Here is a 26,501-nt window from a genome sequence, read left to right on the forward strand (position 1 = left end):
GGTGCCGGTTCGCTTCGCGCGTAGACCTGGGCGAGGACGCCGGACCGCGGTCGGTGATACTGAGGCGTTCGGGACGGCCGTACGGACGACGGGCCCGACCGGATGTGAACAGCGGGACTGCGAGGAGGACACGGCGACGTGGCAAGGGTTCGGACAGGGGTACGTGCGGTCGGTGCCGTGCTGGCGATGGCGCTCGGGGTCTCGCTCGCGGGGTGCAGTGACACCGGGGGCAAGCGCGCCGAGGACGCCCGCAAGGCCGCGGCCGGGGGGAAGGCCGCCGTGAACACACCGCGCTGGACCTTCGCGATGATCACCCACTCCGGCGACGGCGACACCTTCTGGGACATCGTCCAGCAGGGCGCCGAGCAGGCGGCGGTCAAGGACAACATCAAGTTCCTCTACTCGCACAACGACGAGGCCCAGCAGCAGGCGCAGCTCGTCGACACGGCAGTCGACAAGGATGTCGACGGCATCATCGTCTCGCTCGCCAAGCCCGACGCGATGAAGGCGGCCGTGGCCCGTGCGGTCAAGGCGGGCATCCCCGTGATCACCGTCAACTCGGGCTCGGCGGAGTCCAAGAAGTTCGGCGCGCTCACCCACATCGGGCAGGACGAGACGGTGGCCGGCCAGGCCGTCGGCGAGGAACTCAACAAGCGTGGCCACAAGAAGGCCCTGTGCGTCCTGCACGAGCAGGGCAACGTCGGCCACGAGCAGCGCTGCGACGGCACCAAGGACACCTTCGACGGCAAGCTGGCGAACCTGTACGTCGACGGCACCAACATGCCCGACGTGCAGGCCGCCATCGAGGCCAAGCTCCAGGCCGACGACTCGATCGACGCCGTCGTCACCCTCGGCGCGCCCTTCGCCGACACCGCCGTCAAGGCCAAGGAGTCGGCGGGCAGCAAGGCCGAGATCGACACCTTCGACCTCAACGAGGCGGTGGCCACCGGCCTGAAGGACGGCACCCTCGGCTTCGCCGTCGACCAGCAGCCCTACCTTCAGGGCTACCAGGCCGTCGACCTGCTGTGGCTCTACCGGTACAACGCCGATGTGCTCGGCGGCGGACAGCCGGTCCTGACCGGCCCGCAGATCGTCACCGAGAAGGACGCGGGCGACCTCCTCGACTACGCGAAGCGGGGCACCAGGTGACCGCGACCGCCACCGCGAAGAGCGCGGACGAACGGCTGGTCCGGACCTCCCCGCTGCGCAAACTGCTCGGCAGGCCCGAACTCGGTTCGGTGGTCGGCGCGGTAGCCGTCTTCGTCTTCTTCACCGTCTTCGCCGACAGCTTCCTCAAGCCGACCAGCCTGGCCACCGTGCTCTACGCGGCCTCCACCATCGGCATCATGGCGGTGCCGGTGGCGCTGCTCATGATCGGCGGCGAGTTCGACCTGTCGGCGGGCGTCCTGGTGACCAGCTCGGCGCTGATCTCCTCGATGTTCAGCTACCAGATGACCGCCAACGTCTGGGTCGGGGTCGGGGTGTCGCTGCTCGCGACGCTCGCCATCGGGGTGTTCAACGGACTGATGCTCACCCGCACCCAACTGCCGAGCTTCATCATCACGCTCGGCACCTTCCTCATGCTCACCGGCATGAACCTCGGCTTCACCAAGCTGATCAGCGGCACCGTCTCCACCAAGAAGATCTCCGACATGGAGGGCTTCGCCAGTGCCCAGGACGTCTTCGCCTCGACGCTGACCATCGGCGACGTCGACTTCAAGGTGACCATCCTGTGGTGGCTCGGCATGGTCGCCGTGGCCACCTGGATCCTGCTGCGCACCCGCGCCGGGAACTGGATCTTCGCGGCGGGCGGCAACAAGGAGGCGGCCCGCGCGGTCGGCGTCCCGGTCACGGCCACCAAGGTCGGCCTGTACATGGGAGTCGGCCTCGGCGCCTGGGTCGCGGGACAGCACCTGCTGTTCTCGTTCGACGTCGTGCAGTCCGGCGAAGGCGTCGGCAACGAACTCACGTACATCATCGCGGCCGTCATCGGCGGCTGTCTGATCACCGGCGGCTACGGCTCCGCGGTCGGTTCCGCGGTGGGTGCCCTCATCTTCGGTATGACCAGCAAGGGCATCGTCTTCGCCGAGTGGAACCCGGACTGGTTCAAATTCTTCCTCGGAGCGATGCTGCTCCTGGCGACCCTGCTCAACCACTGGGTCCGACGTCGCGCGGAGGCGAGCACATGAGCACGGCACAGACCGCCGCCGAGCGCGTCCCGCTGGTGGAGCTGGACGACGTCAGCAAGTACTACGGCAACATCCGCGCCCTGGAAGGCGTCTCGCTGGAGGTCCACGCGGGCGAGATCTCCTGCGTGCTCGGTGACAACGGCGCGGGCAAGTCCACCCTCATCAAGATCATCGCGGGACTGCACCGGCACGACACGGGCACCCTGCGCATCGCGGGCGAGCAGACCTCGCTCTCCTCCCCGCGCGAGGCCCTGGACCGCGGCATCGCCACGGTCTACCAGGACCTCGCCGTCGTCCCGCTGATGCCGGTCTGGCGCAACTTCTTCCTCGGCTCCGAACCGACCCGGGGCAGGGGCCCGCTGCGCCGCCTCGACGTGGCACGGATGCGGGAGACGACCCACGCCGAACTGCTGCGTATGGGCATCGACCTGCGCGACGTCGACCAGCCCATCGGCACCCTCTCGGGCGGTGAGCGCCAGTGCGTGGCCATCGCCCGCGCCGTCTACTTCGGCGCCAAGGTCCTCGTACTCGACGAGCCGACGGCCGCCCTGGGCGTCAAGCAGTCCGGCGTCGTCCTCAAGTACGTGGCCGCCGCCCGCGACGCCGGGCTCGGCGTCGTCCTGATCACCCACAACCCGCACCACGCCTACCTGGTCGGCGACCGGTTCGTCCTGCTCAAGCGCGGCGCCATGACCGGCAGCCACCTGAGCACGGACATCGACCTCGACGAGCTGACCCGGCAGATGGCGGGCGGCAGCGAGCTGGACGACCTGCGCCACGAGCTGGAGCGCGCTCCCACGCCCACCCATCTGGGTGGCGGGGCCACGGCCGCGGACGAGGACAGCCCCGGTGGTACCGCCGAGAAGAGCTGACGCCCGGCCCGGGGAAGCCGCGATGCGACGGTGGGGCCGCGTGAGGCAGAATCGGCCCGATGAGCAGCTACCGCGACCTCGCGCTTCCCCGGGCGCTCGGCTCGGCTCGGGTGTCCGGCACTTCCATGGGTTCCGCACGGGCCACCGTGCTGCGGACCGTGGGAGCCCGTGAGCGCCGGTCCCACCTGACCGCGCCGCGCGTTCCCACCGTCGGCATCGACATCGGCGGCACGAAGGTGATGGCCGGTGTCGTCGACGCCGACGGGGTGATCCAGGAGAAGGTCCGCACCGAGACACCGGACAAGTCCAAGAGCCCGAAGGTCGTCGAGGACACCATCGTCGAACTCGTCCTCGACCTCTCCGACCGGCACGACGTGCACGCCGTCGGCATCGGTGCCGCGGGCTGGGTCGACGCTGACCGCAACCGGGTCCTGTTCGCGCCCCACCTGTCCTGGCGCAACGAGCCCCTGCGCGACCGTCTCGCCGAACGCCTGGCCGTACCCGTCCTCGTCGACAACGACGCCAACACCGCCGCCTGGGCCGAGTGGCGCTTCGGCGCCGGACGCGGTGAGGACCACCTCGTCATGATCACGCTGGGCACCGGCATCGGCGGCGCGATCCTGGAGGGCGGCCAGGTCAAGCGCGGCAAGTACGGGGTCGCGGGAGAGTTCGGCCACATGCAGGTGGTGCCCGGCGGGCACCGCTGCCCGTGCGGAAACCGGGGCTGCTGGGAGCAGTACAGCTCGGGCAACGCCCTGGTACGCGAGGCGCGGGAACTGGCCGCCGCCGAGTCCCCGGTCGCGTACAACATCATCGACCGCGTCAAGGGCAACATCCCCGAGATCACCGGGCCGCTGATCACCGAACTCGCCCGCGAGGGCGACGCGATGTGCGTGGAACTGCTCCAGGACATCGGCCAGTGGCTCGGCGTCGGCATCGCCAATCTCGCCGCCGCGCTCGACCCCTCCTGCTTCGTCATCGGCGGCGGCGTCAGCGCGGCCGACGACCTGCTCATCGTCCCGGCGCGGGACGCCTTCAAACGGCATCTGACCGGGCGCGGCTACCGCCCCGAGGCCCGTATCGCGCGCGCCCAGCTCGGACCCGATGCGGGTATGGTCGGCGCTGCCGACCTCGCCCGGCTGGTCGCCCGCCGCTTCCGGCGCGCGAACCGCCGCCGGGTGGAGCGCCACGAACGCTACGAGCGCTACGTGCAGGCACGCCGCACCCGCACCACCCAGCAGGGAACCCCGTGATGCCCACCGTCGACCGGCCCGTCGTCCCCCGTCAGCCCGAACCACCTGGCGAGGAGAACACCGAGAGCCGCGGCCGCCGAATCCGCCGCCGCGCGCTCACCCTGCTGATCATCGTGCTGCTCATCGGGATCCCGGCCGGTTATCTGATCATCTCCGCGAACCAGAGCCGCGACAGCGGCAGGGACAAGGAGGACAAGTACGCCTGGCGCGGCCTGCGCCAGGACTGGCCCTCCAAGGTCCAGCGCCGGATCTACCAGGTCCCGATCCCGCCGTACTCCGCCGACGTCGCCTACTACGAGACCAACAACTGGCGCACCAGCCGCCTCTACGTGGAGTTCCTCACCAGCAACGAGGGCCTGGAGCGGTTCCTCAACCAGCTCGGTACGGACACCTCGGAGCTGAAGAAGAACAAGTTCCCGATCGGCGCGCGCGACCGCCACGTCGTGCGCTGGAACTTCACCGGCCTCGGCCCTTGGCAGGGTCTGACCCAGGTCAGGAAGAAGCCGCTGCCCACGCACGACATCGTCGTGAACCGCTCCAACCCGGCTCACCCGCGCGTGTTCCTGGTGTCGACCACGACGCCTTGACGGGTGCTCCTCGAGGACGGTGCGTTGACGGCCGCGCCTTGATCACGATGCCTTGACGGCTGCGTCTTGAGGCGGGTCCGCCCGCCGCTCGTACGCGCTCCACCTCCGTGAACCTGAGGCGCCGGGAAGAATCCGACGCCCGGCTTCCGCTGTCCTCTTGCCGAGGCCTGTCGCGCCGAGAGCGAGGGCGAAACGGCAGGTCAGGGCCGTTGTCATACCCCGGTCGTAGAGTCGGGGGCGACAAGGCGGAGGTTCCGGGTCCGGGGAGGATTCCGGGGGAGGAGAGGAGGTGAGCGTGATGGCGGCCGATGCGTCCTCGGCGTACGCGTTTCCGGCTTTGCCGTCTGCGCCGTCGCCGACGTCTTCGCCTCCGCCCTCGCGGTCGGCTGCGGCGAAGGCTCTTCCGTCCTCGCTCGCGCCTCCGGGTCTCGGACTCCTGCGCCTCGCCGCCGTCTTTCTGCCCGCCGAAGTTCCTCGGGAGGGACGGCTCGCCTTCTGGGATCCGGAGGGTGGAGCCTTGCCGGGCCCGGCGGGGAACGACGGTACCGGTGGCAGAGGCGACGGCGGTGCCGGCGGTGCCGGCGGTGACCCGCCCAAGCGCACCGAACTGACCGTGGTCGGACCTCGGGGCGCGACCGTCCGCACCAGAACCGTCCCCGCGCTGGAGCTGGGCGTCGCCGAGGCCCTGCCGTTTCTCGTACGCGCCCGCCACAGTCCCGCCGCGCATCCGGCGACGGTCTGCTGGGGCGCCGCCGCACTGCACGCACTGCATATCATCACCCGCGGTCTCCTGCTGCCCGGACTCACCGCCGACGGTCACGACGCTTGGCGGGCCGGGCCGCTCGACGCGGACGACATCGCTCAACTACGGGCCATCGCGGCGGCGTTGCCCTACGAGGGGTACGCCACGCCGCTCGCGGGCCGAGGCCCTCTCCAGCTACCCGAACCACAGGCCCTGGTACGGGCGTTCGCCGACGCGGTGGCCGACACCCTGCCGCGCACCCCGGCCGCGGCCGCCGCACTCGGCGCCCCGTTCGCGGCGCGCGAGCCGCAGCACCTGCCGCGGGCACGGGACTGGGCGGCCGAGGTGGCCGCGGGCAGCGACGCAGGAGTCGGCATCTCGCTTCGGGTGGACCTGTCCGCGCTCCACGCGTTCGAACAGGCCGGACCCGAGAACGAGGGGCGTGGCGCCGCGGCGATCGTCCAGGTGCACAGCAAGGCCGATCCCACCCTGCTGATCGACGCGGCCGCGCTCTGGGCGGGGGAGGGGGAGCCGACGTTCGGGCCGCGCGCACGGCTGGCCGCCACCCTGGCGCTGCGCAGGGCGGCCCGGGTCTGGGCGCCCCTCGACCGGCTCAGGGAACGGGACGTACCCGACGTACTGGCCCTTGAGGACCAGGAGTTGACGGATCTGCTCGGGCGGGCCGCGGGCAGGCTGTCCGCCGCGGGTGTCGCGGTGCACTGGCCGCGCGAGCTGACCCGGAACCTGTCCGCCGAAGCCGTGGTGCGGCCCGCGCCCGGTTCGGCCACCGACGGCACCGGCTTTCTGGAAGGTGAGCAACTGCTCCAGTTCCGTTGGCAGTTGGCGCTCGGCGGTGCGGACCTGAACGAGTCGGAGATGGACGCCCTGGCCGAGGCGCACCGGCCGGTGGTCAGACTCCGCGACCAGTGGGTGCTCGTCGACCCGGCCCTGGTGCGCAAGGCCCGCAAACGCCATCTCGGACTGCTCGACCCGGTGGACGCACTGTCGGCAGCCCTGACCGGCAGCGCGGAGGTCGACGGCGAGAGTGTGCCGATCGTCCCGGTGGGCGCACTCGCGGCCCTGCGCGAACGGCTCACGGCCGGAGTGCCGCCGGTGACACAGCCGCCGGAACTTCAGGCGCGGCTGCGCGACTATCAACTGCACGGCCTGGCCTGGCTGGAGATGATGACCGGCCTCGGCCTCGGCGGCTGCCTCGCCGACGACATGGGCCTCGGCAAGACCGTCACCCTCATCGCCCTGCACCTGCGGCGGGCCCGCCCCGAACCGACCCTGGTGGTGTGCCCGGCTTCCCTGCTCGGCAACTGGCAGCGCGAGATCAACCGGTTCGCGCCCGGCGTGCCCGTACGGCGCTTTCACGGTCCCGGCCGTGATCTGAGCGCGCTGGACGGCGGATTCGTCCTCACCACGTACGGCACCATGCGCGCGGCGGCGGAGTCGCTCGCCGCGCAGCCCTGGGGTCTGGTCGTCGCCGACGAGGCCCAGCACGTCAAGAACCCGCACTCCGCCACCGCCCGCGCGCTGCGTACCATCCCGGCCCCCGCACGGGTCGCCCTGACCGGCACCCCCGTCGAGAACAACCTCTCCGAACTGTGGGCCCTGCTCGACTGGACCACCCCGGGACTGCTCGGACCGCTGGCCGCCTTCCGCTCCCGGCACGCACGGCCGGTGGAGGGCGGCGAGGACCCCGAGGCGGTACAGCGGCTGGCCCGGCTCGTTCGGCCCTTCCTGCTGCGGCGCAAGAAGTCCGACCCGGGCATCGTGCCCGAACTCCCGCCCAAGACCGAGACCGACCATCCGGTGCCGCTGACCCGCGAACAGGTCGCGCTGTACGAGGCGGTGGTACGGGAGTCGATGGCCGCGATCGAGCAGGCCGACGGCATCGGGCGCCGCGGCCTCGTCCTCAAGCTCCTGACCTCGCTCAAGCAGATCTGCAACCACCCGGCGCAGTACCTCAAGGAACCCACCGGCGGCGCCCGTACCACCGGCCGTTCCGGCAAGCTCGCCCTGCTCGACGAGTTGCTCGACACCGTGCTCGCCGAGGACGGCTCGGTGCTGGTCTTCACGCAGTACGTGGGCATGGCCCGGCTGATCACGGCGCATCTGTCGGCCCGTGCCGTACCGGCCGAACTCCTGGACGGCAGCACACCCGTGGCCGAACGGGAGCGCCTGGTGGACCGGTTCCAGGACGGCGCCACCCCGGTACTCGTGCTCTCCCTCAAGGCCGCGGGCACCGGCCTCAACCTCACCCGCGCGGGCCATGTCGTGCACTTCGACCGATGGTGGAACCCGGCCGTCGAGGAGCAGGCCACGGACCGCGCGTATCGCATCGGACAGACCCAGCCCGTACAGGTGCACCGTCTGGTCACCGAGGGCACCGTCGAGGACCGGATCGCCGAACTACTCGAATCCAAGAGGGCGTTGGCCGACGCGGTCCTGGGCTCCGGCGAGAGCGGACTGACCGAACTGACGGACCGCGAACTGGCCGACCTCGTCTCCCTGCGGAGGCCCGAGTGACTGCCGCACCCGGCCCGGAGCCGGAGCACAGGGGCCGCGACGAGGATGCCGCCGGGGGCGTGCACTCGGGCCAGGGCCAGGGCCAGGACCGGGAGCAGGGACAGGGAAAGGATTCGGACCCGGCTTCGGTCCCGACCCCGGCCGACGGTGGCGCCCGCGGCGAGCAACCCCTACCCGGCGGCCGTCCCGCCGACGAGGCTCGCCGTATGTTGCGCTCGGCACGGGAGCGTGCGGCCGAGGCTGGAGCGCGTACACCGCCCGCACGGCCCGTGCGCCGTCGACGGGCGTCGCCCGCCGCCGTGCCGCCGGAACTCCGGCGGACCTTCGGCCCTGGGGAGGGACAGGCACCCGGCACGGGGCGTCGGCTGTCTCGGAGGTGGGCGGACGAACGGGGATCTGCCGTGGTTCGCGGTGGTGCAGCGGTCGGAGGCATGGGAGCGGAGGGCCCTGGCGCTGACGGCCCGGGCACTGACGGCACCGGCACCGACGGCATTGGCACCGACGGCACCGATGGCGTTGGCGCGGAGGACATCCGCACCGAGGGCACGGTGGCGGACAGCACCGTTCCTGAGGGTGGCGGCGCCAAGAGCACCGGCAACGAGCCCTCGTTCGCGGCCACTTGGTGGGGGAGGGCCTGGCTGAGTGCGCTGGCGGAGGGGGCCGACCCGGCGCGCCTGGAGCGCGGCCGGGACTACGCCGAGAGCGGGCGGGTCGACACGGTCAGCGTCACCCCCGGAGTGGTCCTGGCCTATGTGCACGGCGGGCGGCCGCGCCCGTACCGCACGCTGCTGCGGCTGCCCGTCCTGGACACGGCGGACTGGGAACTGTTCCTCGACACCGCCGTCGGCACACCCGCGTGGGCGGCTGCGCTCCTGGACCGCGAACTCCCCGTACCCCTCGCCGAGTCGGTGCCCCTGCTGCCGCGCCCCGGCGAACTGCGGGCCGAGTGCGGCTGCCCGGACGGCGCCCGGCCGTGCAAGCACGCGGCAGCGCTGTGCCACCGCACCGCCCGCATCCTCGACGAGGACCCCTTCGCGCTGCTGCTTCTGCGTGGCCGTGCCGAACGCGAACTCCTGGACGCGCTGGCGCGGCGCAGCGCCGCCGAGGCCACGGCCGCCGGGCCGGGGGAGAGCCGTATGCCCTCGGTACGCGCCGACGAGGCGGTTCTCGGTGCCGCACCGGCGAGGGCCGTATCGGCGATGCTGCCCGCGCCGCTTCCGCCACCGGCCAGTCCCGGCACCCCGCCCGCGTACCCGGTCGCCGAAGGCGGCCCCGACCCGTTCGCCCTCGACCAGTTGGCGACCGAGGCGGCCGCACGCGCCCACGCTCTGCTCACCACCGGTGAGGATCCGCTCGCCGGGGTCGGCCTGTGGCAGGACGCGGTGCGGATCGCCGCCGCCCGCCCGGGCTCGGGGCTGACCGCGTCGGGCCGGGCTTTGTACGCACAGTTGGCGGAGGCCGTCGGCCGCAGTCCCGCCGAGCTGGGGCGAGCGGTCGCCGCCTGGCGGCAGGGCGGCCCCGACGGGCTCACCGTCCTGGAAGAGCCCTGGGACCCACCGGCCGGCCGCTTCGACCGCGCCCGCCCCGCCCTTCTGGCCGTCGGACTCCCGGCCTTCCGCCCCTGGCGCAACAGACTCACCCACCCCTCGGGCGAGCGCCAGCTACGCCTCGGCCGCGACGGGCTCTGGTACGCCTACGAATCCGAACCGGACCAGGACGACTGGTGGCCGACCGGCACCGCGGACCAGGACCCCGTGACGGCGTTGACGTTTCCCGGGGAGGCCGAACCGAGCCCATGAGCCAAGCTGTTGAGGCGAACCTATGAGCCGTACCCGTCACACAAACCCATGAGCTGTACTCGTCACACGAGTCGACGAGCCGTACCCACGAGGCGGGTCCGTGAGTCGGGCGGTGCATGAGCAGTACCTATGAGCCGAGCCCGTGTTCATCTCCACCGGGGTCCTTTCCGCTCGGCCCGGGGCACGTCATCCTCGGTCGGACTGCCCCGTGTCCCCTGCGTCCCCCGCGTCCCCCGCGCGTGATTCCGCGTGGCTGCGGATCGACGCGAGCATCCTGCGCATGCCTGCCACGTGTCTGCCGCTGCCGATGACGAGCCGTTGGTAGCAGCCACCGGCCAGACCGGGGAAGGACGCGCGGCTCTCGGCGCGCAACCGTGACTGTCCGGGGCCCATCTCTTCGATGCGGAAGGTCAGGGCGTAGTCGGAGAAGCGATGGGTGCCGCGGAGCGCCAACTCACGTCCCGGCGACGCGGAGATCACCCGGAATCCGGGCAGGGTGGAGCCCTCGGACAGGGGGCGCGGTCCGGACGCCACGCAGTCCGCGGCGCCGATGAGCCGGGTGTAACGGGCCATCGCGGGGCGGGAGAAGGACCTGTCCAGGGTGGCGCTCAGCTCGGCCCAGACCTCGTCGGTGTTTGCCGCGACCACCGCGGTGTGCTCGTCCACGAAGGGCAGTGCGGCGATGTCCCTTTCCATCACGTCTCCTTGGCAGGTGCCCATGTGGACCCTTCCGGGCTGTCCGCCCGGTGCGGCCGACACGACGGCCACAGCATTGCGGGCGTTGCCGATCTGTCGAGTAGGGCGATGATCGACGGGCACCCACACACATCCGTCGCATCCATACGCATGCCGACCGGCTCTGTGCCGCGTCCTCCCCGCGGCCCGCACAGTCGAGAGTCTTTCGCGCCACCTTCGAGAGCGCTCAGGGGTGAGACTACCCCCTCGAACGCATCGCTCCGGTCACTCAACGCCCGGGCTGACGCCAGGAGTTCAGCATCCGGTTGCCTGTTCGTCGCCGCGCGGCACCTGGTCGACCCATCGAGGCGTGGACATGAACATTCCCCGGTTGACCTGCTTGAAAGCGAAACCGATCGGTATCCGGAGCCGGTCCGCGCATACAAAGAGCCAGGTCAGCCACCCCTTCCAGGTGAACCGGAGGAGCATATTCAGTAGCTACTTACAAGTAGTTAGATTGTGGTGTCCGTCACAGTGGTGCTCATTGGCCAGTTTGGCTGCTAGCGTCTCGGCGCGGTGACCCCTGAGCCCAGCCTGCATTGCATTGCGGGCCGGTTCGTGTGGGGCAATTCGGGGGATTTCTGTGGTCGGCAACGGGGGATGTCGTGACCAATGTGCGTCGTGGGCGTATTGCCATCGTCGGAATAGCAGCTCGGCTGCCTAATTCGGCGGGGCCTGGCGCGGTGTGGAACCTTTTGCGCGAGGGCGTGGATGCGATCCGGGCGCGTGATGCCGACCGGCCTTTCGGGCCGGACCGGGGTGGATTCATCGACGGAATCGACGAGTTCGATCCCGACTTCTTCCACATCGCGCCGCGCGAAGCCGCGCATATCGACCCGCAGCAGCGCCTGGCGCTGGAATTGGCCTGGCAGGGTCTGGAAGACGCCGGAATTGTTGTCGCCACTGAGCCTTCTTCGCGTTCTTCGCGCATTGGTGTCTTCATGGGCGTCATGGCGGCCGACTACGCGGATCTCGTAGCCGTTTCGGGAACCCAGGGCGTCACACGGCACACTCTGACGGGCGTCGGCCGCGCGATGGTCGCCAACCGGATCTCGCACAGCCTGGGTCTCTCCGGCGCCAGCATGACCGTCGACACCGGCCAGTCCTCGTCCCTCGTGGCCGTTCACCTCGCCTGCGAGAGCCTGCGCAACGGCGAGAGCGAGACGGCCCTCGCGGGCGGCGTCCACCTCAACGTCTCCCCGCTCAGCACCACCGTCGTCGAGGCGGCGGGCGCCCTGTCCCCGGACGGCACGTCCTACGTGTTCGACGAGCGGGCCAACGGCTACGTCCGCGGCGAGGGCGGCGGCCTGGTCGTACTCAAGCCGCTGGAGCGGGCGATCGAGGACGGCGATCACATCTACGCGGTGATCGAGGGCAGCGCCGTCGGAACGGGCTCCGGCGAAGGCGGGCTGACCGTCCCGAGCGCGGACACGCAACGGCGCACCATCGCCGAGGCCCTGGACAACGCCCGTATCGACGCCGCCCAGGTGCAGTACGTCGAACTGCACGGAACGGGCACCCGGGTGGGCGACCCGATCGAGGCGCACGCACTGGGATCGGTGTTCGGCCCCTCGCGCCCGTCCGCGAACCCGCTCGCGGTCGGCTCCGTGAAGACGAACATCGGCCACCTCGAAGGCGCCGCGGGCATCGCCGGGCTGATCAAGACCGCGCTCTGCATCGACCGGCGCGAGCTCGTCCCGAGCCTCAACTTCGTACGTCCCAACCCGCAGATCGCCCTGGACGAACTGGGCCTGCGCGTGGTCACCGGCACCGAACCCTGGCCTGCCGCCGAGCACCCCCTCACGGCGGGGGTCACCTCGCTGGGCATCGGCGGCAGTTGCTGCCACATGGTGCTTACGGCGGGGCCGCCGACCGGTGAGGCGGAGCGGTCCGGGGTGCGTGGGGATGCGCCGGAGGCCCGTTCACCGATGGCCGGTCCGGCGGTGGTTCGTCCGGCGGTGGTGCCGGTGGTCGTGTCGGCCAAGAGCGCCGAGGCCTTGGCGGGGCAGGCGGAGCGGTTGCGTTCGCATCTGCTGGAGCGGCCTGAGCTTGATGTGGTGGACGTGGCGTTCTCGGCCGTGACGGCGAGGGCGCAGTTCGAGCGGCGGGCGTCTGTCGTGGCGTCCGACCGGGACAGCTTGCTGGCGGGGCTGGCCGCGTTGGCCGAGCGGCCGTCGACGGCCGGGTTGATCGCGGGTAGGACGGGCTTCCTGTTTACGGGGCAGGGTGCGCAGCGGGCAGGGATGGGTGCTGGTCTGGCGGCCGCCCATCCGGTGTTCGCCGAGGCCTTGGACGAGGTGTGTGGTCACCTCGATCCGTTGCTCGGCCGGTCGTTGAAGGAGCTGTTGTTCGCGGCCAAGGGGTCTGATGAGGCTGCGTTGTTGGACCGTACGGAGTTCACGCAGGCTGCGTTGTTCGCCGTTGAGGTGGCTCTGTTCCGGTTGCTCGAGTCGCTTGGCGTGAAGCCGGATGTGCTGATCGGGCACTCGGTGGGCGAGTTGGCCTGTGCGCATGTGGCCGGGGTGCTGTCGCTGGAGGACGCCTGCTCGTTGGTGGCGGCGCGTGGCCGGTTGATGGGTGCGCTGCCCGAGGGCGGCGGCATGGTCGCGGTCCAGGCGACGGAGGCCGAAGCCGTCGCCTCGCTGGCCGGGTTCGAGGGTCGTCTGTCGGTGGCTGCGGTCAACGGGCCGACCGCGGTGGTGGTGTCGGGTGAGCTGGGCGCGATTGAGGAGTGGCTGCCGTTCTGGCAGGAGCAGGGCCGTAAGACGACGCGTCTGCGCGTGAGTCACGCTTTCCACTCCCCGCTGATGGAGCCGATGCTGGACGAATTCCGGGCCATCGCCGAAGAGTTGACGTTCCGGGACCCGCAGATCGCCGTGGTGTCGAATCTGACCGGTGATGTGGTGACGGATGAATTGACGGATCCGTCGTACTGGGTGCGTCATGTGCGTGAAGCCGTTCGATTCGCGGACGGTGTACGCACATTGGCCGCCGAGGGCGTCACGCGATTTGTCGAGGTCGGTCCGGATGCGGTATTGACGGCGATGGCTCGGCAGATTCTCGACGTGGTGGAGAACGCCGCCGAGAATGTGGGCGATGCCCCTCATGGCGCCCATGGTGAAGTGGTTTTCGCGCCGGTGATGCGTTCCCGAGTGGCGGAGCCGGAGGCTTTTGCCGGATTCCTGGGGCAGGCACATTGTGCGGGCATTCCGGTCGCATGGCAGGAGTTTTTCGCGAGTTCAGGCGCGCGGCGCGTGGAATTGCCGACGTACGCGTTTCAGCGGGAGCGGTACTGGCTGTCGCCGAGTGCCGATGCAGGGGAGCCGGCCCAACCCTCGGGATCGGCTGTCGAGTGGGCCCGGCCTGTGCAACCGGAGCCTGCGAAGACCCAGTCCGGGAGCGACGCCCTACTTGCACAACGGCTGGCGGGTGTCGCCGGGGCGGACCGGGAGCGGGCCGTCCTGGAGGTGGTCCTGACGCAGGTGGCGGCGGTACTCGGACGGGCCTCAGCGGGACAGGTCGACCCTCGCCGCACGTTCAAGGACCTCGGATTCGACTCGCTCGCGGGCGTGGAGCTGCGTGACCGGCTCATCGAGGCGACCGGCCTGCGCCTGCCCACCACCCTGGTCTTCGACCACCCGACCTCCACCGCGATCGCCCGCCTCCTTGTGACCGAGGTCGACGGGCACGGCCCCGCCACCGCGCCGGTCGCGAAGGCGCGGCGTTCCGGCAGCGACGAGCCGCTCGCGATCGTGGGTATGGCGTGCCGGTACCCGGGCGGTGTGACCTCGCCCCAGGAACTGTGGCGACTCGTCGCCGAAGGCCGCGACGCGGTCGGCGGTCTGCCCACCGACCGCGGCTGGGATCTGGAGCGGCTCTACCACCCGGACCCCGCGCACGACGGCACCATCTACATGCGGGGCGGCAGCTTCCTCAACGGCATCGGCGAGTTCGACGCGGGCTTCTTCGGCATCAGCCCGCGCGAGGCAACGGCGATGGATCCGCAGCAGCGGCTGCTGCTCGAAGCGGCCTGGGAGGCGCTGGAGGACGCCGGGATCGATCCGACCTCGTTGCGCGGCAGCGACAGCGGCGTCTTCGCCGGTGTGATGCCGATGGATTACGGGACCTCCCCGGAGTTCACCGGCCACATGCCGCCGGAGCTGGAGGGTTTCCGGCTGACGGGTACGACGACGAGTGTGGTGTCGGGCCGGGTGGCGTACAGCTTCGGTTTCGAGGGTCCTGCGGTGACGGTGGATACGGCGTGTTCGTCGTCGCTGGTCGCGCTGCACTTGGCGTCGCAGGCGTTGCGGTCGGGTGAGTGTTCGTTGGCGCTTGCCGGTGGTGTGACGGTGATGTCGGGGCCGTTCTTGTTGCAGGAGTTCAGTCGTCAGCGGGGGTTGGCGGCTGATGGTCGGTGCAAGTCGTATGCGGCGGGCGCTGATGGGACCGGGTTCTCGGATGGTGCGGGTTTGGTTGTTCTGGAGCGGTTGTCGGATGCTCGGCGCAATGGGCACCGGATTCTGGGTGTGATCCGTGGCAGTGCGGTCAACCAGGATGGTGCGAGTAACGGTCTGACCGCGCCGAATGGTCCGTCGCAGGAGCGGGTGATTCGGCAGGCGTTGGAGAACGCGGGTCTGAGTCCGGCGGATGTGGATGCGGTGGAGGGGCACGGGACAGGTACGCGTCTTGGTGACCCGATCGAGGCTCAGGCGCTGCTAGCGACTTACGGTCAGGAGCGGGTGGATGGTCGTCCGCTGAGGCTTGGGTCGATCAAGTCGAACATCGGTCATACGTCGGCTGCGGCTGGTGTTGCTGGTGTGATCAAGATGGTGATGGCGATGCGGCACGGAGTGCTGCCGCAGACCCTGAACGTGGACGAGCCCTCGCCGCACGTCGATTGGACCGCCGGTCAGATTGAACTGCTGACGGAGGCTGCTGAGTGGCCTGTCTCGGGTGAGCGGCCGCGTCGTGCGGGTGTGTCGTCGTTCGGTGTGAGCGGGACCAATGCGCACGTGATTGTCGAGGGTGCGCCTCCGGCCGAGGACGCGACCGAAGCGGCACCGGTGGTTCGTCCGGCGGTGGTGCCCGTGGTGCTGTCGGCCAAGAGCGCGGCGGCTTTGGCGGGTCAGGCGGAGCGGTTGCGGTCGTACTTGGTCGCTCGTCCTGAGCTTGATGTGGTGGATGTGGCGTTCTCGGCGGTTGCGGCGAGGGCGCAGTTCGACGAGCGCGCCGTCGTCACTGCGGCGGACCGGGATGAGCTGCTGGCGGGGCTGGCCGCACTGACGGAGCAGCTGCCGACGGGCGGGTTGGTCGCGGGTAAGACGGGCTTCCTGTTTACGGGTCAGGGTGCTCAACGGGCGGGAATGGGCGCTGAGTTGGTGGCGGCCTATCCGGTGTTTGCTGAGGCCTTGGATGAGGTGTGTGGTCAGCTCGACTCGCACCTTGGCCGGTCGTTGAAGGAGTTGTTGTTCGCGGCCAAGGGGTCTGATGAGGCAGCTCTGTTGGACCGTACGGAGTTCACGCAGGCGGCGTTGTTCGCGGTTGAGGTGGCTCTGTTCCGGCTGCTTGAGTCCCTGGGTGTGAAGCCGGATGTGCTGATCGGGCATTCGGTGGGTGAGTTGGCCTGTGCGCATGTCGCCGGGGTGCTGTCGCTGGAAGACGCCTGCTCGTTGGTGGCGGCTCGTGGCCGGTTGATGGGTGCGCTGCCCGAGGGCGGCGGAATGGTCGCGGTCCAGGCAACGGAGGCCGAAGTCGTCGCCTCGCTGGCCGACTTCGAGGGTCGTCTGTCAATCGCTGCGGTCAACGGGCCGATGGCACTGGTCGTTTCGGGCGAGCTGGGCGCGATTGAGGAGTGGCTGCCGTTCTGGCAGGAGCAGGGTCGTAAGACAACCCGCCTGCGGGTGAGTCACGCGTTCCACTCGCCGCTGATGGAGCCGATGCTCGACGAATTCAGGTCCATAGCGGAGCAGGTGACGTTCCACGAGCCGCAGGTCGCCGTGGTGTCGAACCTGACCGGCGGTGCGGTGACGTCGGAACTGACCGACCCGTCCTACTGGGTGCGTCACGTCCGCGAGGCAGTCCGTTTCGCCGACGGCATCCGCACCCTGTCGGACCTGGGCGTGACCCGCTTCGTCGAGGTCGGCCCCGACGCGGTCCTGGCCGCTATGGCCCAGCAGACGCTCGACACGGACGACCAGGACGCTGTCTTCGTACCGACCTTGCGAGGTCGAACCCCCGAACCGGAAGCCTTCGCAGCCTTCCTCGGTCAAGCCCATGTCGCAGGCCTTCCCGTCAACTGGCAGGCGTTCTACGCAGGTTCGGGCGCCAAGCCCGTCGAACTGCCCACCTACGCCTTCCAACGCGACCGCTACTGGCTCACCCCCGGCACAGGCGCCGGAGACCCGGCCGCCGCAGGCCTCACGAGCATCGACCACCCGATCCTCAGCGCGACCCTGCCGGTCGGTGACCGCGATGAGTGGCTGTTCACGGGGCGTCTGTCCCAGGAGTCCGCGCCGTGGGTGCGGGACCATGCCATCCATGGCGCGGTGATCGTTCCCGGTACCGCGCTGGTTGAGATGGCTGGTGCCGCAGGTCGCCTCGCGGGCGCCCCCGTTGTCGACGAGCTGGTTCTCGAAGCACCGCTCGTCCTCCCTGAGAACACTTCGGTGCACGTACAGGTCAAGGTCGGCGAGCCGGACGAGGAGGGCCGCCGTGAGGTGGCCGTGTTCTCCCGTCCGGCGGCCGAGGAGGCTGCTCAGCAAGCGACCTGTCACGCCCGTGGCACTCTCACCACCACGTCCGAGGCTCCTAGCGCCTCGTGGTCCGTGCAGTGGCCCCCGGCCGCAGCGGAGCCCATCGATACCGATGTGCTGTACGCCCGCCTCGCCGACCTCGGCTACACCTACGGCCCGGCTTTCCAGAACGTACGGTCCGCCTGGCGTGAGGGCGAGACCGTCTACACCGAGCTTGCCCTGCGCGACGAAGAGACCGACGGGGCTGCGCAGTTCGCGCTCCACCCCGCCCTCTTCGACGCCGCCCTGCACGGCGGACTGGAGCGCCTGGCGTCCGGCGACGAGTCGGTGACGCAGTTGCCGTTCTCCTGGTCCGGTGTCCGGCTCGGGCAGACCGGCGCGGCCCGTGTCAGGGTGCGGATCGCCCCGGTGGACGACTCCGGGTTGCGGATCGATGTCGCCGAGGAGCAGGGCGGGGCGGTCGGTGAAGTGGCGCGGCTGATGTTCCGGCCTGCCGAGCGTGCGAAGTTCCAGAGTGGGCGCCCGGCGACGCAGAACTCGCTGTACCAGGTCGACTGGACCGCACTTGCCGCCGCCGAGCAGGAGCACACCGGCGGAGTGGTGGCGCTGGGCGACCTGTCCCTGCCGATGCCGGTACAGCGCTTCGCGGACCTCGACGCGCTCGAGGACGCGGTGGCCGCCGGTGCGCCGGCCCCGGAAGCGGTTCTCGTCGCGGTCCGTGGCGCGGAAGGCGACGGCGACGCCGCCCTGGCGGCACGCTTCGTCGCCAACGACACGCTGACCCTGGTCCGGCGGTGGCTCGAGGGCACTTTCCTGGACGAATCCAGGCTGGTCGTCGTCACACACCGGGGTATCGCCGTGGGAGACGACGTACCGGAACTGACCTCGGCTCCGGTCTGGGGACTGGTGCGCTGCGCGCAGTCCGAGCACCCGGGTCGGTTTGTCCTGGTCGACCACGACGGCACCGTCGGCGAGACACAGTGGAACTCCCTACTGGTCGCCGACGAACCGGAGTTGGCGGTCCGGGGAGGGCGCGTCCTCGCGCCGCGTCTCGCCGCTGCTCGTACCACCGCGGCATCCTTCGACCGCGACTGGCGGCTGTCGATCGAGCGCAAGGGGGCACTGGACGGCCTGGAGATCGTCTCCTCGGGCGCCGACCGTCCGCTGCTGGCCGGTGAGGTACGGATCGGCATCCGGGCGGCGGGCCTGAACTTCCGGGACGTACTGATCGCCCTGGGGACCTACCCCGGTGAGGCGCCGCTCGGCAGCGAGGCCGCGGGCGTGGTCGTGGAAGTCGGCCCCGAGGTGTCCGGCCTGGCGCCCGGCGACCGGGTCATGGGCCTGGTACCGGACGGCTTCGGCTCGGTCGGGATCACCGACCACCGGATGATCGTGCCGATGCCGGAGGACTGGTCCTTCACGGAAGCGGCCGCAACTCCCTTGGTTTTCCTGACCGCTTACTACGGTCTGGTGGATCTGGCCGGGTTGCAGCGTGGTGAGCGTTTGTTGGTGCATGCGGCGGCCGGTGGTGTGGGTATGGCGGCGGTTCAGCTTGCCCGGCACTTCGGTGTGGAGGTCCTGGCGACGGCGAGTGAGCCGAAGTGGGCTGCGGTACGCGAACTCGGCGTGGCCGATGACCGGATCGCCTCCTCCCGTAATCTGTCCTTCCGGGAGAAGTTCCTCGAGGCGACGGATGGCGCGGGTGTCGATGTCGTACTGAACGCTCTGGCAGGGGAGTTCATCGACGCGTCCCTCGAACTGCTGCCGCGTGGTGGCCGGTTCATCGAGATGGGCAAGGCCGACCTGCGCGACCCGGACCTCGTCGCCGCCGACCATCCCGGGGTCCGCTACCGCTCGTACGACCTCTTCGAGGCAGGGCCCGAGCGGATCCAGGAGATGTTGTGCGAGATCGTGGCGCTGTTCGAGAAGGGTGTACTGGAGCACGCACCCGTCCGGACCTGGGATGTGCGCCGGGGTGCGGAGGCGTTCCGGTTCCTGCGCGAAGGCCGTAACACCGGCAAGGTCGTACTGACGGTTCCGGCGCCGCTGGACCCGGAGGGCACGGTCCTGATCACCGGCGGTACGGGCGGTCTCGGTGCCCTGTTCGCCCAGCATCTGGCCGGGCAGCACGGTGCCAAGCATCTGGTCCTTGTGAGCAGGCGCGGACCCGCTGCGGACGGGGTGTCCGAACTGGTCGCGGAACTGGGCGAGTTGGGCGCCGACGCTCGCGCGGTGGCGTGTGATGTGGCCGACCGGGACCAGCTCGCGAAGCTTTGCGCCTCGCTGGAGCGTCCGTTGACGGCGGTGATCCATGCGGCGGGCGTCCTGGACGACGGCCTGGTGGACTCGATGACGCCTGAGCAGGTCGAGCGGGTGATGCGGCCGAAGCTCGACGCCGCCCTGCATCTGGACGAGTTGACGACGGACATGGACCTTTCCGCTTTCGTCCTGTTCTCCTCCGTCGCCGCGCTCATCGGCAGCCCCGGCCAGGCCAACTACGCCGCCGCCAACGCCGGTCTCGACGCCCTGGCCGCGCGGCGACGTGCCGACGGACTGCCCGCGACCTCGCTGGTCTGGGGCCTGTGGGCCGAGGAACGCAGCATGGCCGGAACGCTCGACGAAGGCAGTGTGGCGCGCTGGGCCCGGATGGGCATCGAGCCGCTGTCCAACGAGCTGGGCCTGCGACTCTTCGACGTCGCACGGCTGATGGACACCGCGGCGCCCGTGCCGGTACGGCTCAACTCCGGTGCGCTGCAGGACCAGTCGCGCAGCGGCGCGCTGCCCCAACTGCTGCGCGCCCTGGTCCGGGAACCCTCCCGGCGCGGCGCCGCGTCGACCGGTGGCTCGCTGACGGAGCAGCTCGCCGCGATGGCCGAGGGCGACCGGGCGCAAGCCGTCCGGGAACTGGTGCAGACCCATGTCGCGGCCGTGCTCGGCCACACCTCCACGGCCTCGATCGACTTGGACAACACGTTCAAGGAGGTCGGCCTCGACTCGCTGGCCGCGGTGGAACTGCGCAACCGGCTCACCAAGGCGACCGGCCTGAGGCTCCCCACCACGCTGGTCTTTGACCACCCGACCCCGGGTGCTGTCGCCGAGCTCCTGCACGACAAGGCCGCCGGGCCGCAGGAGAGCCGCCCCTCCCCGTTGGACGAGGCGCTGAAGCAACTCGAACTGGTACTGGCGTCCGGCGACGCGAACGAACTGGTCGCGTTCGAGCTGCGCCTGCGTTCCCTGGGCAACCGCCTGCGGACCGTGCTCAGCGGAATCGACGGCGACAGCGGCGGTGAACTCGGCGACGGCGGCGACGAGTTCGACGACCTGGACGACGTGTCCGACGACGAGATTTTCGACTTGATCGACAAAGAGATCGGAATGGCATGAAGCAGGTCACGGGGGATGACGCGCGCGGCGGCTCGGCGCCCGACGAGCAGAAGCTGCGCCAGTACCTGCGGAAGGTCACGGGCGAACTGCGCACGGCCAATCGGCGGATCCGCGACTTGGAACAGCGCGAGGCCGAGCCGTTGGCGATCGTGGGTATGGCCTGCCGCTATCCGGGTGGGGTGACCTCGCCCGAGGAACTGTGGCAGCTGGTGGCGGAGGGCCGGGACGCGATCTCGGGTCTGCCGACCAACCGTGGGTGGGACATGGAGCGGCTCCACCACCCGGACCCCGAGCAGCCGGGGACGGTGACCACGAGCGGGGGCGGCTTCCTCCACGACGCCGCCGACTTCGACGCGGGCTTCTTCGGTATCAGCCCGCGCGAGGCCCTGGCGATGGACCCGCACCAGCGCGTACTCCTCGAAGTCGCCTGGGAGGCACTCGAGGACGCCGGGGTCGACCCGACGTCCCTGCGCGGCAGCGACGCCGGGGTGTTCACCGGTGTCGTGCCCATGGACTACGGCGTCTCGATGCCGCCGGAGCTGGAGGGTTTCCGGCTGACGGGGACGACGACGAGTGTGGTGTCGGGCCGGGTGGCGTACTCCTTCGGTTTCGAGGGTCCTGCGGTGACGGTGGATACGGCGTGTTCGTCGTCGCTGGTGGCGATGCATCTGGCGTCGCAGGCGTTGCGGTCGGGTGAGTGTTCGTTGGCGCTTGCCGGTGGTGTGACGGTGATGTCGGGGCCGTTCTTGTTGCAGGAGTTCAGTCGTCAGCGGGGGTTGGCGGCTGATGGTCGGTGCAAGTCGTATGCGGCGGGCGCTGATGGGACTGGTTTCTCGGATGGTGCGGGTCTGGTTGTTCTGGAGCGGTTGTCGGATGCTCGGCGTAACGGTCACCGGATTCTGGGTGTGATCCGGGGCAGTGCGGTCAACCAGGATGGTGCGAGCAATGGCCTGACGGCTCCGAATGGTCCGTCGCAGGAGCGGGTGATTCGGCAGGCGTTGGCGAGTGCGGGGCTGGCGCCGGCGGATGTGGATGCGGTGGAGGGTCACGGGACCGGTACGCGTCTTGGTGACCCGATCGAGGCTCAGGCGCTGCTGGCGACTTACGGCCAGGAGCGGGTGGATGGTCGTCCGCTGAGGCTTGGGTCGATCAAGTCGAACATCGGTCATACGTCGGCCGCTGCCGGTGTTGCTGGTGTGATCAAGATGGTCATGGCGATGCGGCACGGTGTGCTGCCGCAGACGCTGAACGTCGACGAGCCCTCGCCGCGAATCGACTGGAGTGCGGGGGAAGTTGAGCTCCTTACGGAGGCTGCTGAGTGGCCCCTGTCGGGTGAGCGGCCGCGTCGTGCGGGTGTGTCGTCCTTTGGTGTCAGCGGGACCAATGCGCACCTGATCCTGGAGGAGGCACCGGCAGCTGGCTCGGCTGCCGGCGGCGCGACGGCCGGCCAGGCGCCGAACGCCGAAGCCGACGCCGAGGTGGTCTCGGTGAGCCGTCCGGCGGTGGTGCCGGTGGTCGTCTCGGGCAAGAGTGCTGAGGCTTTGGCGGGGCAGGCGGAGCGGTTGCGGTCGTACTTGGTCGCTCGTCCTGAGCTTGATGTGGTGGATGTGGCGTTCTCGGCGGTTGCGGCGAGGGCGCAGTTCGATCAGCGGGCGGCAGTGGTCGCATCCGGCCGGGAGAGCCTGCTGTCCGGTCTGGCCACGTTGGCTGAGCAGGTGCCGAGCGCTGGTCTGGTCGCGGGTAAGACCGGCTTCCTCTTCACTGGCCAGGGTGCCCAACGGGCGGGAATGGGAGCCGAGTTGGCGGCTGCCTACCCGGTGTTCGCCCACGCCTTGGACGAGGTGTGTGCTCACTTCGACTCGCACCTTGGCAGGTCGTTGAAGGAGTTGCTGTTCGCGGCCAAGGGCTCGGACGAGGCAGCTCTGCTGGACCGTACGGAGTTCACGCAGGCCGCGATGTTCGCGGTTGAGGTGGCCCTCTTCCGGCTCCTGGAATCCCTCGATGTGAAGCCGGACGTCCTGATCGGCCATTCGGTGGGCGAGTTGGCCTGTGCGCACGTCGCGGGTGTCCTGTCGCTGGAGGACGCCTGCTCGTTGGTGGCGGCGCGTGGCCGGTTGATGGGCGCCCTTCCTGCGGGCGGCGGCATGGTCGCCGTCCAGGCAGCTGAGGCCGAAGTCACCGCCTCGCTCGCTGACTTCGAAGGTCGCCTGTCGATCGCCGCGGTCAACGGGCCGATGGCACTGGTCGTTTCAGGTGAACTGGACGCGATTGAAGAGTGGCTGCCGTTCTGGCAGGAGCAGGGCCGCAAGACAACCCGCCTGCGGGTCAGTCACGCCTTCCACTCCCCGCTGATGGAACCGATGCTCAACGAATTCCGTACCGTCGCCGAGCAGTTGACGTTCCACGAGCCGCAGATCGCCGTGGTATCGAACCTGACCGGCGGCGTGGTCTCGTCCGAGCTGACCGACCCGTCCTACTGGGTACGTCACGTCCGTGAAGCCGTCCGCTTCGCCGACGGCATCCGCACCCTGTCGGCCCTCGGTGTAACCCGCTTCGTCGAGGTCGGCCCCGACGCGGTGCTCACCGCGATGGCTCAGCAGACCCTCGACGTCGACACCGACGACCAGGACGCGGTCTTCGTACCGGCCCTGCGTGCCCGTACCCCCGAGCCGGAAGCTTTCGCAGCCTTCCTCGGCCAAGCCCACGTCGCAGGCATCCCCCTCAACTGGCAGGCGTTCTACGCCGGTTCGGGCGCCCAGCGCATCGAACTGCCCACCTACGCCTTCCAGCGAGACCGCTACTGGCTCACCCCGGGCGCCGGATCCTCAGACCCGTCGGCTTCCGGACTCGCAAGCATCGACCACCCGATCCTCAGCGCGGCCGTGCCCGTCGGCGACCGCGACGAATGGGTCTTCACCGGCCGTCTGTCCCAGGAGTCCGCGCCGTGGGTGCGGGACCACTCAATCCACGGCACGGTGATCGTTCCCGGTACCGCGCTGGTCGAGATGGCCGGTGCCGCAGGTCGCCATGCGGGTGCCCCCGTGGTCGACGAGCTGGTCCTTGAAGCACCACTCGTCCTCCCTGAGAACACCTCGGTGCACGTACAGGTCAAGGTCGGCGAGCCGGACGAGGAAGGCCGCCGTGAGGTGGCCCTGTTCTCCCGTCCGGCGGCCGAGGAGGCTGCCCGGCAAGCGACCTGTCACGCGCGTGGCACTCTCACCACCACGTCCGAGGCTCCTGCCGCCTCGTGGTCCGTGCAGTGGCCCCCGGCCGCAGCGGAGCCCATCGATACCGATGTGCTGTACGCCCGCCTCGCCGACCTCGGCTACACCTACGGCCCGGCTTTCCAGAACGTACGGTCCGCCTGGCGTGAGGGCGAGACCGTCTACACCGAGCTTGCCCTGCGCGACGAAGAGACCGACGGGGCTGCGCGGTTCGCGCTCCACCCGGCCCTCTTCGACGCCGCCCTGCACGGCGGACTCGACTGGCTGGACTCCGGCGACGGAACGTCGGCGGGACTGCCGTTCTCCTGGTCCGGTGTCCAGTTCGGGCAGACCGGCGCGGCCCGTGTCCGGGTGCGGATCGGATCCGCCGGGAACTCCGCGCTGGGCGTCGAGATGGCTTCGGAGCACGGTGAACTCGTTGCGCGCGTGGAGCGGTTGACGTTCCGGGCCGTCGAGCAGGCGCAGTTGCGGGCGGCCGGTGGCGATCAGGGTGAAGCCCTGTTCCGGATCGACTGGGTGCCGGTGACGCCGGTCGGCCGGAACGGACAGGGTCCTGCCTGTGTCGCCACTCTCGGATCGGCGCACCTGGCTGAACTCGAAGCTCTGGAGCGGTCGTTGACCGGCGGGGCAGCCGTACCGGAGCTGGTCTTCGCCTCCGTCGACGTCCCGGCCGGGCCGACTGCCACGGCGGCGCATACCGTCGCCCGTGACACGCTGGCCCTGGTGCAGCGGTGGCTGGCCGCCGAGGCGCTGGCCGAGGCGCGGCTGGTGGTGGTGACTCGCGGCGGTGTCGCCGTGGGCGACGAAGCCGGTGATCCGGCGGCCGCCCCGGTCTGGGGTCTGGTGCGCAGCGCACAGTCCGAACACCCGGACCGTTTCCTCCTCGTTGACGTTGACGTTGACGTTGACGTTGACGTTGACGGCGACGGCGGCGAGCTGCCCGACTGGGGAGCCCTGGCCGACCTCTCCGAGCCACAACTCGCCGTCCGTGCGGGACGTGTGTGCGTGCCGCGCCTGGCCCGCGCCGGTGAGTCCGCCCCGTCCACCGCGTCCGACGAGCTGTCTCGCTCCTGGAACCCGGACGGCACGGTGCTGATCACCGGCGGTACGGGCGGCCTCGGCGCGCTCTTCGCCAGGCACCTCGCCGGGCAGCGCGGTGCCAAGCGTCTCGTTCTGGTGAGCAGGCGCGGTCCCGCCGCCGAGGGTGTGTCCGAACTGGTCGCGGAACTGGCCGAGTTGGGTGCCGACGCTCGCGCGGTGGCGTGCGATGTGTCCGACCGGGACCAGCTCGCGAAGGTGCTCGTCTCGCTGGAGCGTCCGTTGACGGCGGTGATCCATGCCGCGGGTGTGCTCGACGACGGTCTGGTGGACTCGATGACGCCGGAGCAGCTGGAGCGGGTGCTGCGGCCCAAGCTCGACGCGGCCCTGCACCTGCACGAGTTGACCGCGGACGAGGACCTCTCGGCGTTCGTCCTGTTCTCCTCGATCACGGCGCTGATCGGCACCCCGGGGCAGGCGAACTACGCCGCGGCCAATGCCTTCCTGGACGCGCTCGCCGCGCGGCGCCGTGCCGACGGGCTGCCCGCGAGCTCCCTGGCCTGGGGCCTGTGGGAGGAGTCCGCGGGCATGGGCGGCGAGCTGAGCGAGGCGGACCTCGCGCGCCTCGCACGGCTGGGCCTGCGACCGCTGCCGAGCCAGCGCGGCCTCGAACTCTTCGACAGGGCAGCCGAGTTGGACACGGCCCTGCTCGCTCCGGTGCTCCTGGACCGCGGCGCGCTGAGGGCGAGGGCGCGCACCGGTGGGCTGCCCGCGCTGCTGCGTGCGCTGGCACCCGTACCGCCACGCCGCGCCGAGGCCGCGAGTGTCACCCTGGCCCAGCGCTTCGCCGGGATTCCGGTCGCCGAGCGCGAGCGGACCGTCCTCGAATTCGTGCAGCAGCACGTGGCGGCCGTCCTCGGGCACTCCTCGCCGGGCAGCATCAGCCCGGCGCGGGCCTTCAAGGACCTCGGGTTCGACTCGCTGTCCGCGGTCGAACTGCGGAACCGGCTTACGCAGGCGAGCGGGGTACGTCTCGCGCCGACCATGGTCTTCGACCACCCAACGACCGAGTCGGTCGCGGAGCTCCTCGTGGCGGAACTCGGCGGCACCGCCACCGCCCCCGACCTGTCCGTCGAGCAGCAACTCGACCAGCTGGAAACGCTGGTCACCGGCCTGGACAGCGCCGAGAAGGCACAGGTGGCCGAGCGACTTCGGCTCCTGCTCGGCGCGGTCTTTGACAACGGCACCGCAACTACCGGCGGCCGCATCGAGGCGGCCAACACGATGGACGAGGTCCTGGAACTCCTCGACGCCGAGTTCGGCGAGGCGTGAGAGACGACCCATGACCGAGACCACCACGCACCGAACAGGACACGGCCGATGAGCACCGA

At 70.2% G+C, this 26,501-nt stretch carries 10 protein-coding genes; 9 read left to right on the forward strand and 1 reads right to left on the reverse strand.

The features are described from left to right. Nucleotides 1–138: 138 nt before the first annotated feature. The 7 genes from HUT18_RS30440 (at nt 139) to HUT18_RS30470 (ending at nt 9,977) form a co-directional block, all read left to right on the forward strand. Nucleotides 139–1,149, forward strand: coding sequence for a sugar ABC transporter substrate-binding protein (locus HUT18_RS30440; RefSeq protein ID WP_176103744.1), 1,011 nt, complete (start codon nt 139–141; stop codon nt 1,147–1,149). Then, entirely contained in the window at nt 1,146–2,189 is a 1,044-nt protein-coding gene (locus HUT18_RS30445) for an ABC transporter permease (RefSeq protein ID WP_176103745.1), read from the forward strand. Before HUT18_RS30440 ends, HUT18_RS30445 begins: the two co-directional genes overlap by 4 nt. Beyond that, nucleotides 2,186–3,061: an ATP-binding cassette domain-containing protein gene (locus tag HUT18_RS30450; RefSeq protein WP_176103746.1), complete on the forward strand. Its 876-nt coding sequence runs from the start codon at nt 2,186–2,188 to the stop codon at nt 3,059–3,061. Before HUT18_RS30445 ends, HUT18_RS30450 begins: the two co-directional genes overlap by 4 nt. Nucleotides 3,062–3,186: 125 nt before the next feature. After that, entirely contained in the window at nt 3,187–4,314 is a 1,128-nt protein-coding gene (locus HUT18_RS30455) for an ROK family glucokinase (protein WP_176104896.1), read from the forward strand. Then, nucleotides 4,314–4,901, forward strand: coding sequence for a sugar kinase (locus tag HUT18_RS30460; RefSeq protein WP_176103747.1), 588 nt, complete (start codon nt 4,314–4,316; stop codon nt 4,899–4,901). Before HUT18_RS30455 ends, HUT18_RS30460 begins: the two co-directional genes overlap by 1 nt. Nucleotides 4,902–5,337: 436 nt before the next feature. After that, on the forward strand, nt 5,338–8,178 hold the full coding sequence (locus HUT18_RS30465; protein ID WP_254879116.1) for a DEAD/DEAH box helicase: 2,841 nt from the start codon (nt 5,338–5,340) through the stop codon (nt 8,176–8,178). 431 nt (nt 8,179–8,609) lie between these two features. Further along, entirely contained in the window at nt 8,610–9,977 is a 1,368-nt protein-coding gene (locus HUT18_RS30470) for an SWIM zinc finger family protein (RefSeq protein ID WP_254878879.1), read from the forward strand. Between the two features lie 186 nt (nt 9,978–10,163). Here the strand turns inward: HUT18_RS30470 and HUT18_RS30475 are convergent, their stop codons facing one another. Then, on the reverse strand, nt 10,164–10,673 hold the full coding sequence (locus HUT18_RS30475; protein WP_176103748.1) for a hypothetical protein: 510 nt from the start codon (nt 10,671–10,673) through the stop codon (nt 10,164–10,166). Between the two features lie 644 nt (nt 10,674–11,317). On the opposite strand from HUT18_RS30475, the gene HUT18_RS30480 reads away from it, so the two are divergent. Further along, the gene (locus HUT18_RS30480; RefSeq protein WP_217710528.1) at nt 11,318–20,848 is read left to right on the forward strand and encodes a type I polyketide synthase; all 9,531 of its coding nucleotides are present in this window, start codon (nt 11,318–11,320) and stop codon (nt 20,846–20,848) included. Beyond that, the gene (locus HUT18_RS30485) at nt 20,845–26,442 is read left to right on the forward strand and encodes a type I polyketide synthase (RefSeq protein WP_176103749.1); all 5,598 of its coding nucleotides are present in this window, start codon (nt 20,845–20,847) and stop codon (nt 26,440–26,442) included. Before HUT18_RS30480 ends, HUT18_RS30485 begins: the two co-directional genes overlap by 4 nt. The last annotated feature ends 59 nt before the right edge of the window (nt 26,443–26,501 follow it).

The organism is Streptomyces sp. NA04227 (genome assembly GCF_013364195.1).
Lineage (GTDB): Bacteria > Actinomycetota > Actinomycetes > Streptomycetales > Streptomycetaceae > Streptomyces.

Coding starts and splice junctions, on each gene's coding strand:
- HUT18_RS30450 (WP_176103746.1), top strand. CDS start 2,186: ATGAGCACGGCACAGACCGCCGCCGAGCGCGTCCCGCTGGTGGAGCTG.
- HUT18_RS30455 (WP_176104896.1), top strand. CDS start 3,187: ATGGGTTCCGCACGGGCCACCGTGCTGCGGACCGTGGGAGCCCGTGAG.
- HUT18_RS30460 (WP_176103747.1), top strand. CDS start 4,314: ATGCCCACCGTCGACCGGCCCGTCGTCCCCCGTCAGCCCGAACCACCT.
- HUT18_RS30470 (WP_254878879.1), top strand. CDS start 8,610: ATGGGAGCGGAGGGCCCTGGCGCTGACGGCCCGGGCACTGACGGCACC.
- HUT18_RS30475 (WP_176103748.1), bottom strand. CDS start 10,673: ATGGAAAGGGACATCGCCGCACTGCCCTTCGTGGACGAGCACACCGCG.
- HUT18_RS30485 (WP_176103749.1), top strand. CDS start 20,845: ATGAAGCAGGTCACGGGGGATGACGCGCGCGGCGGCTCGGCGCCCGAC.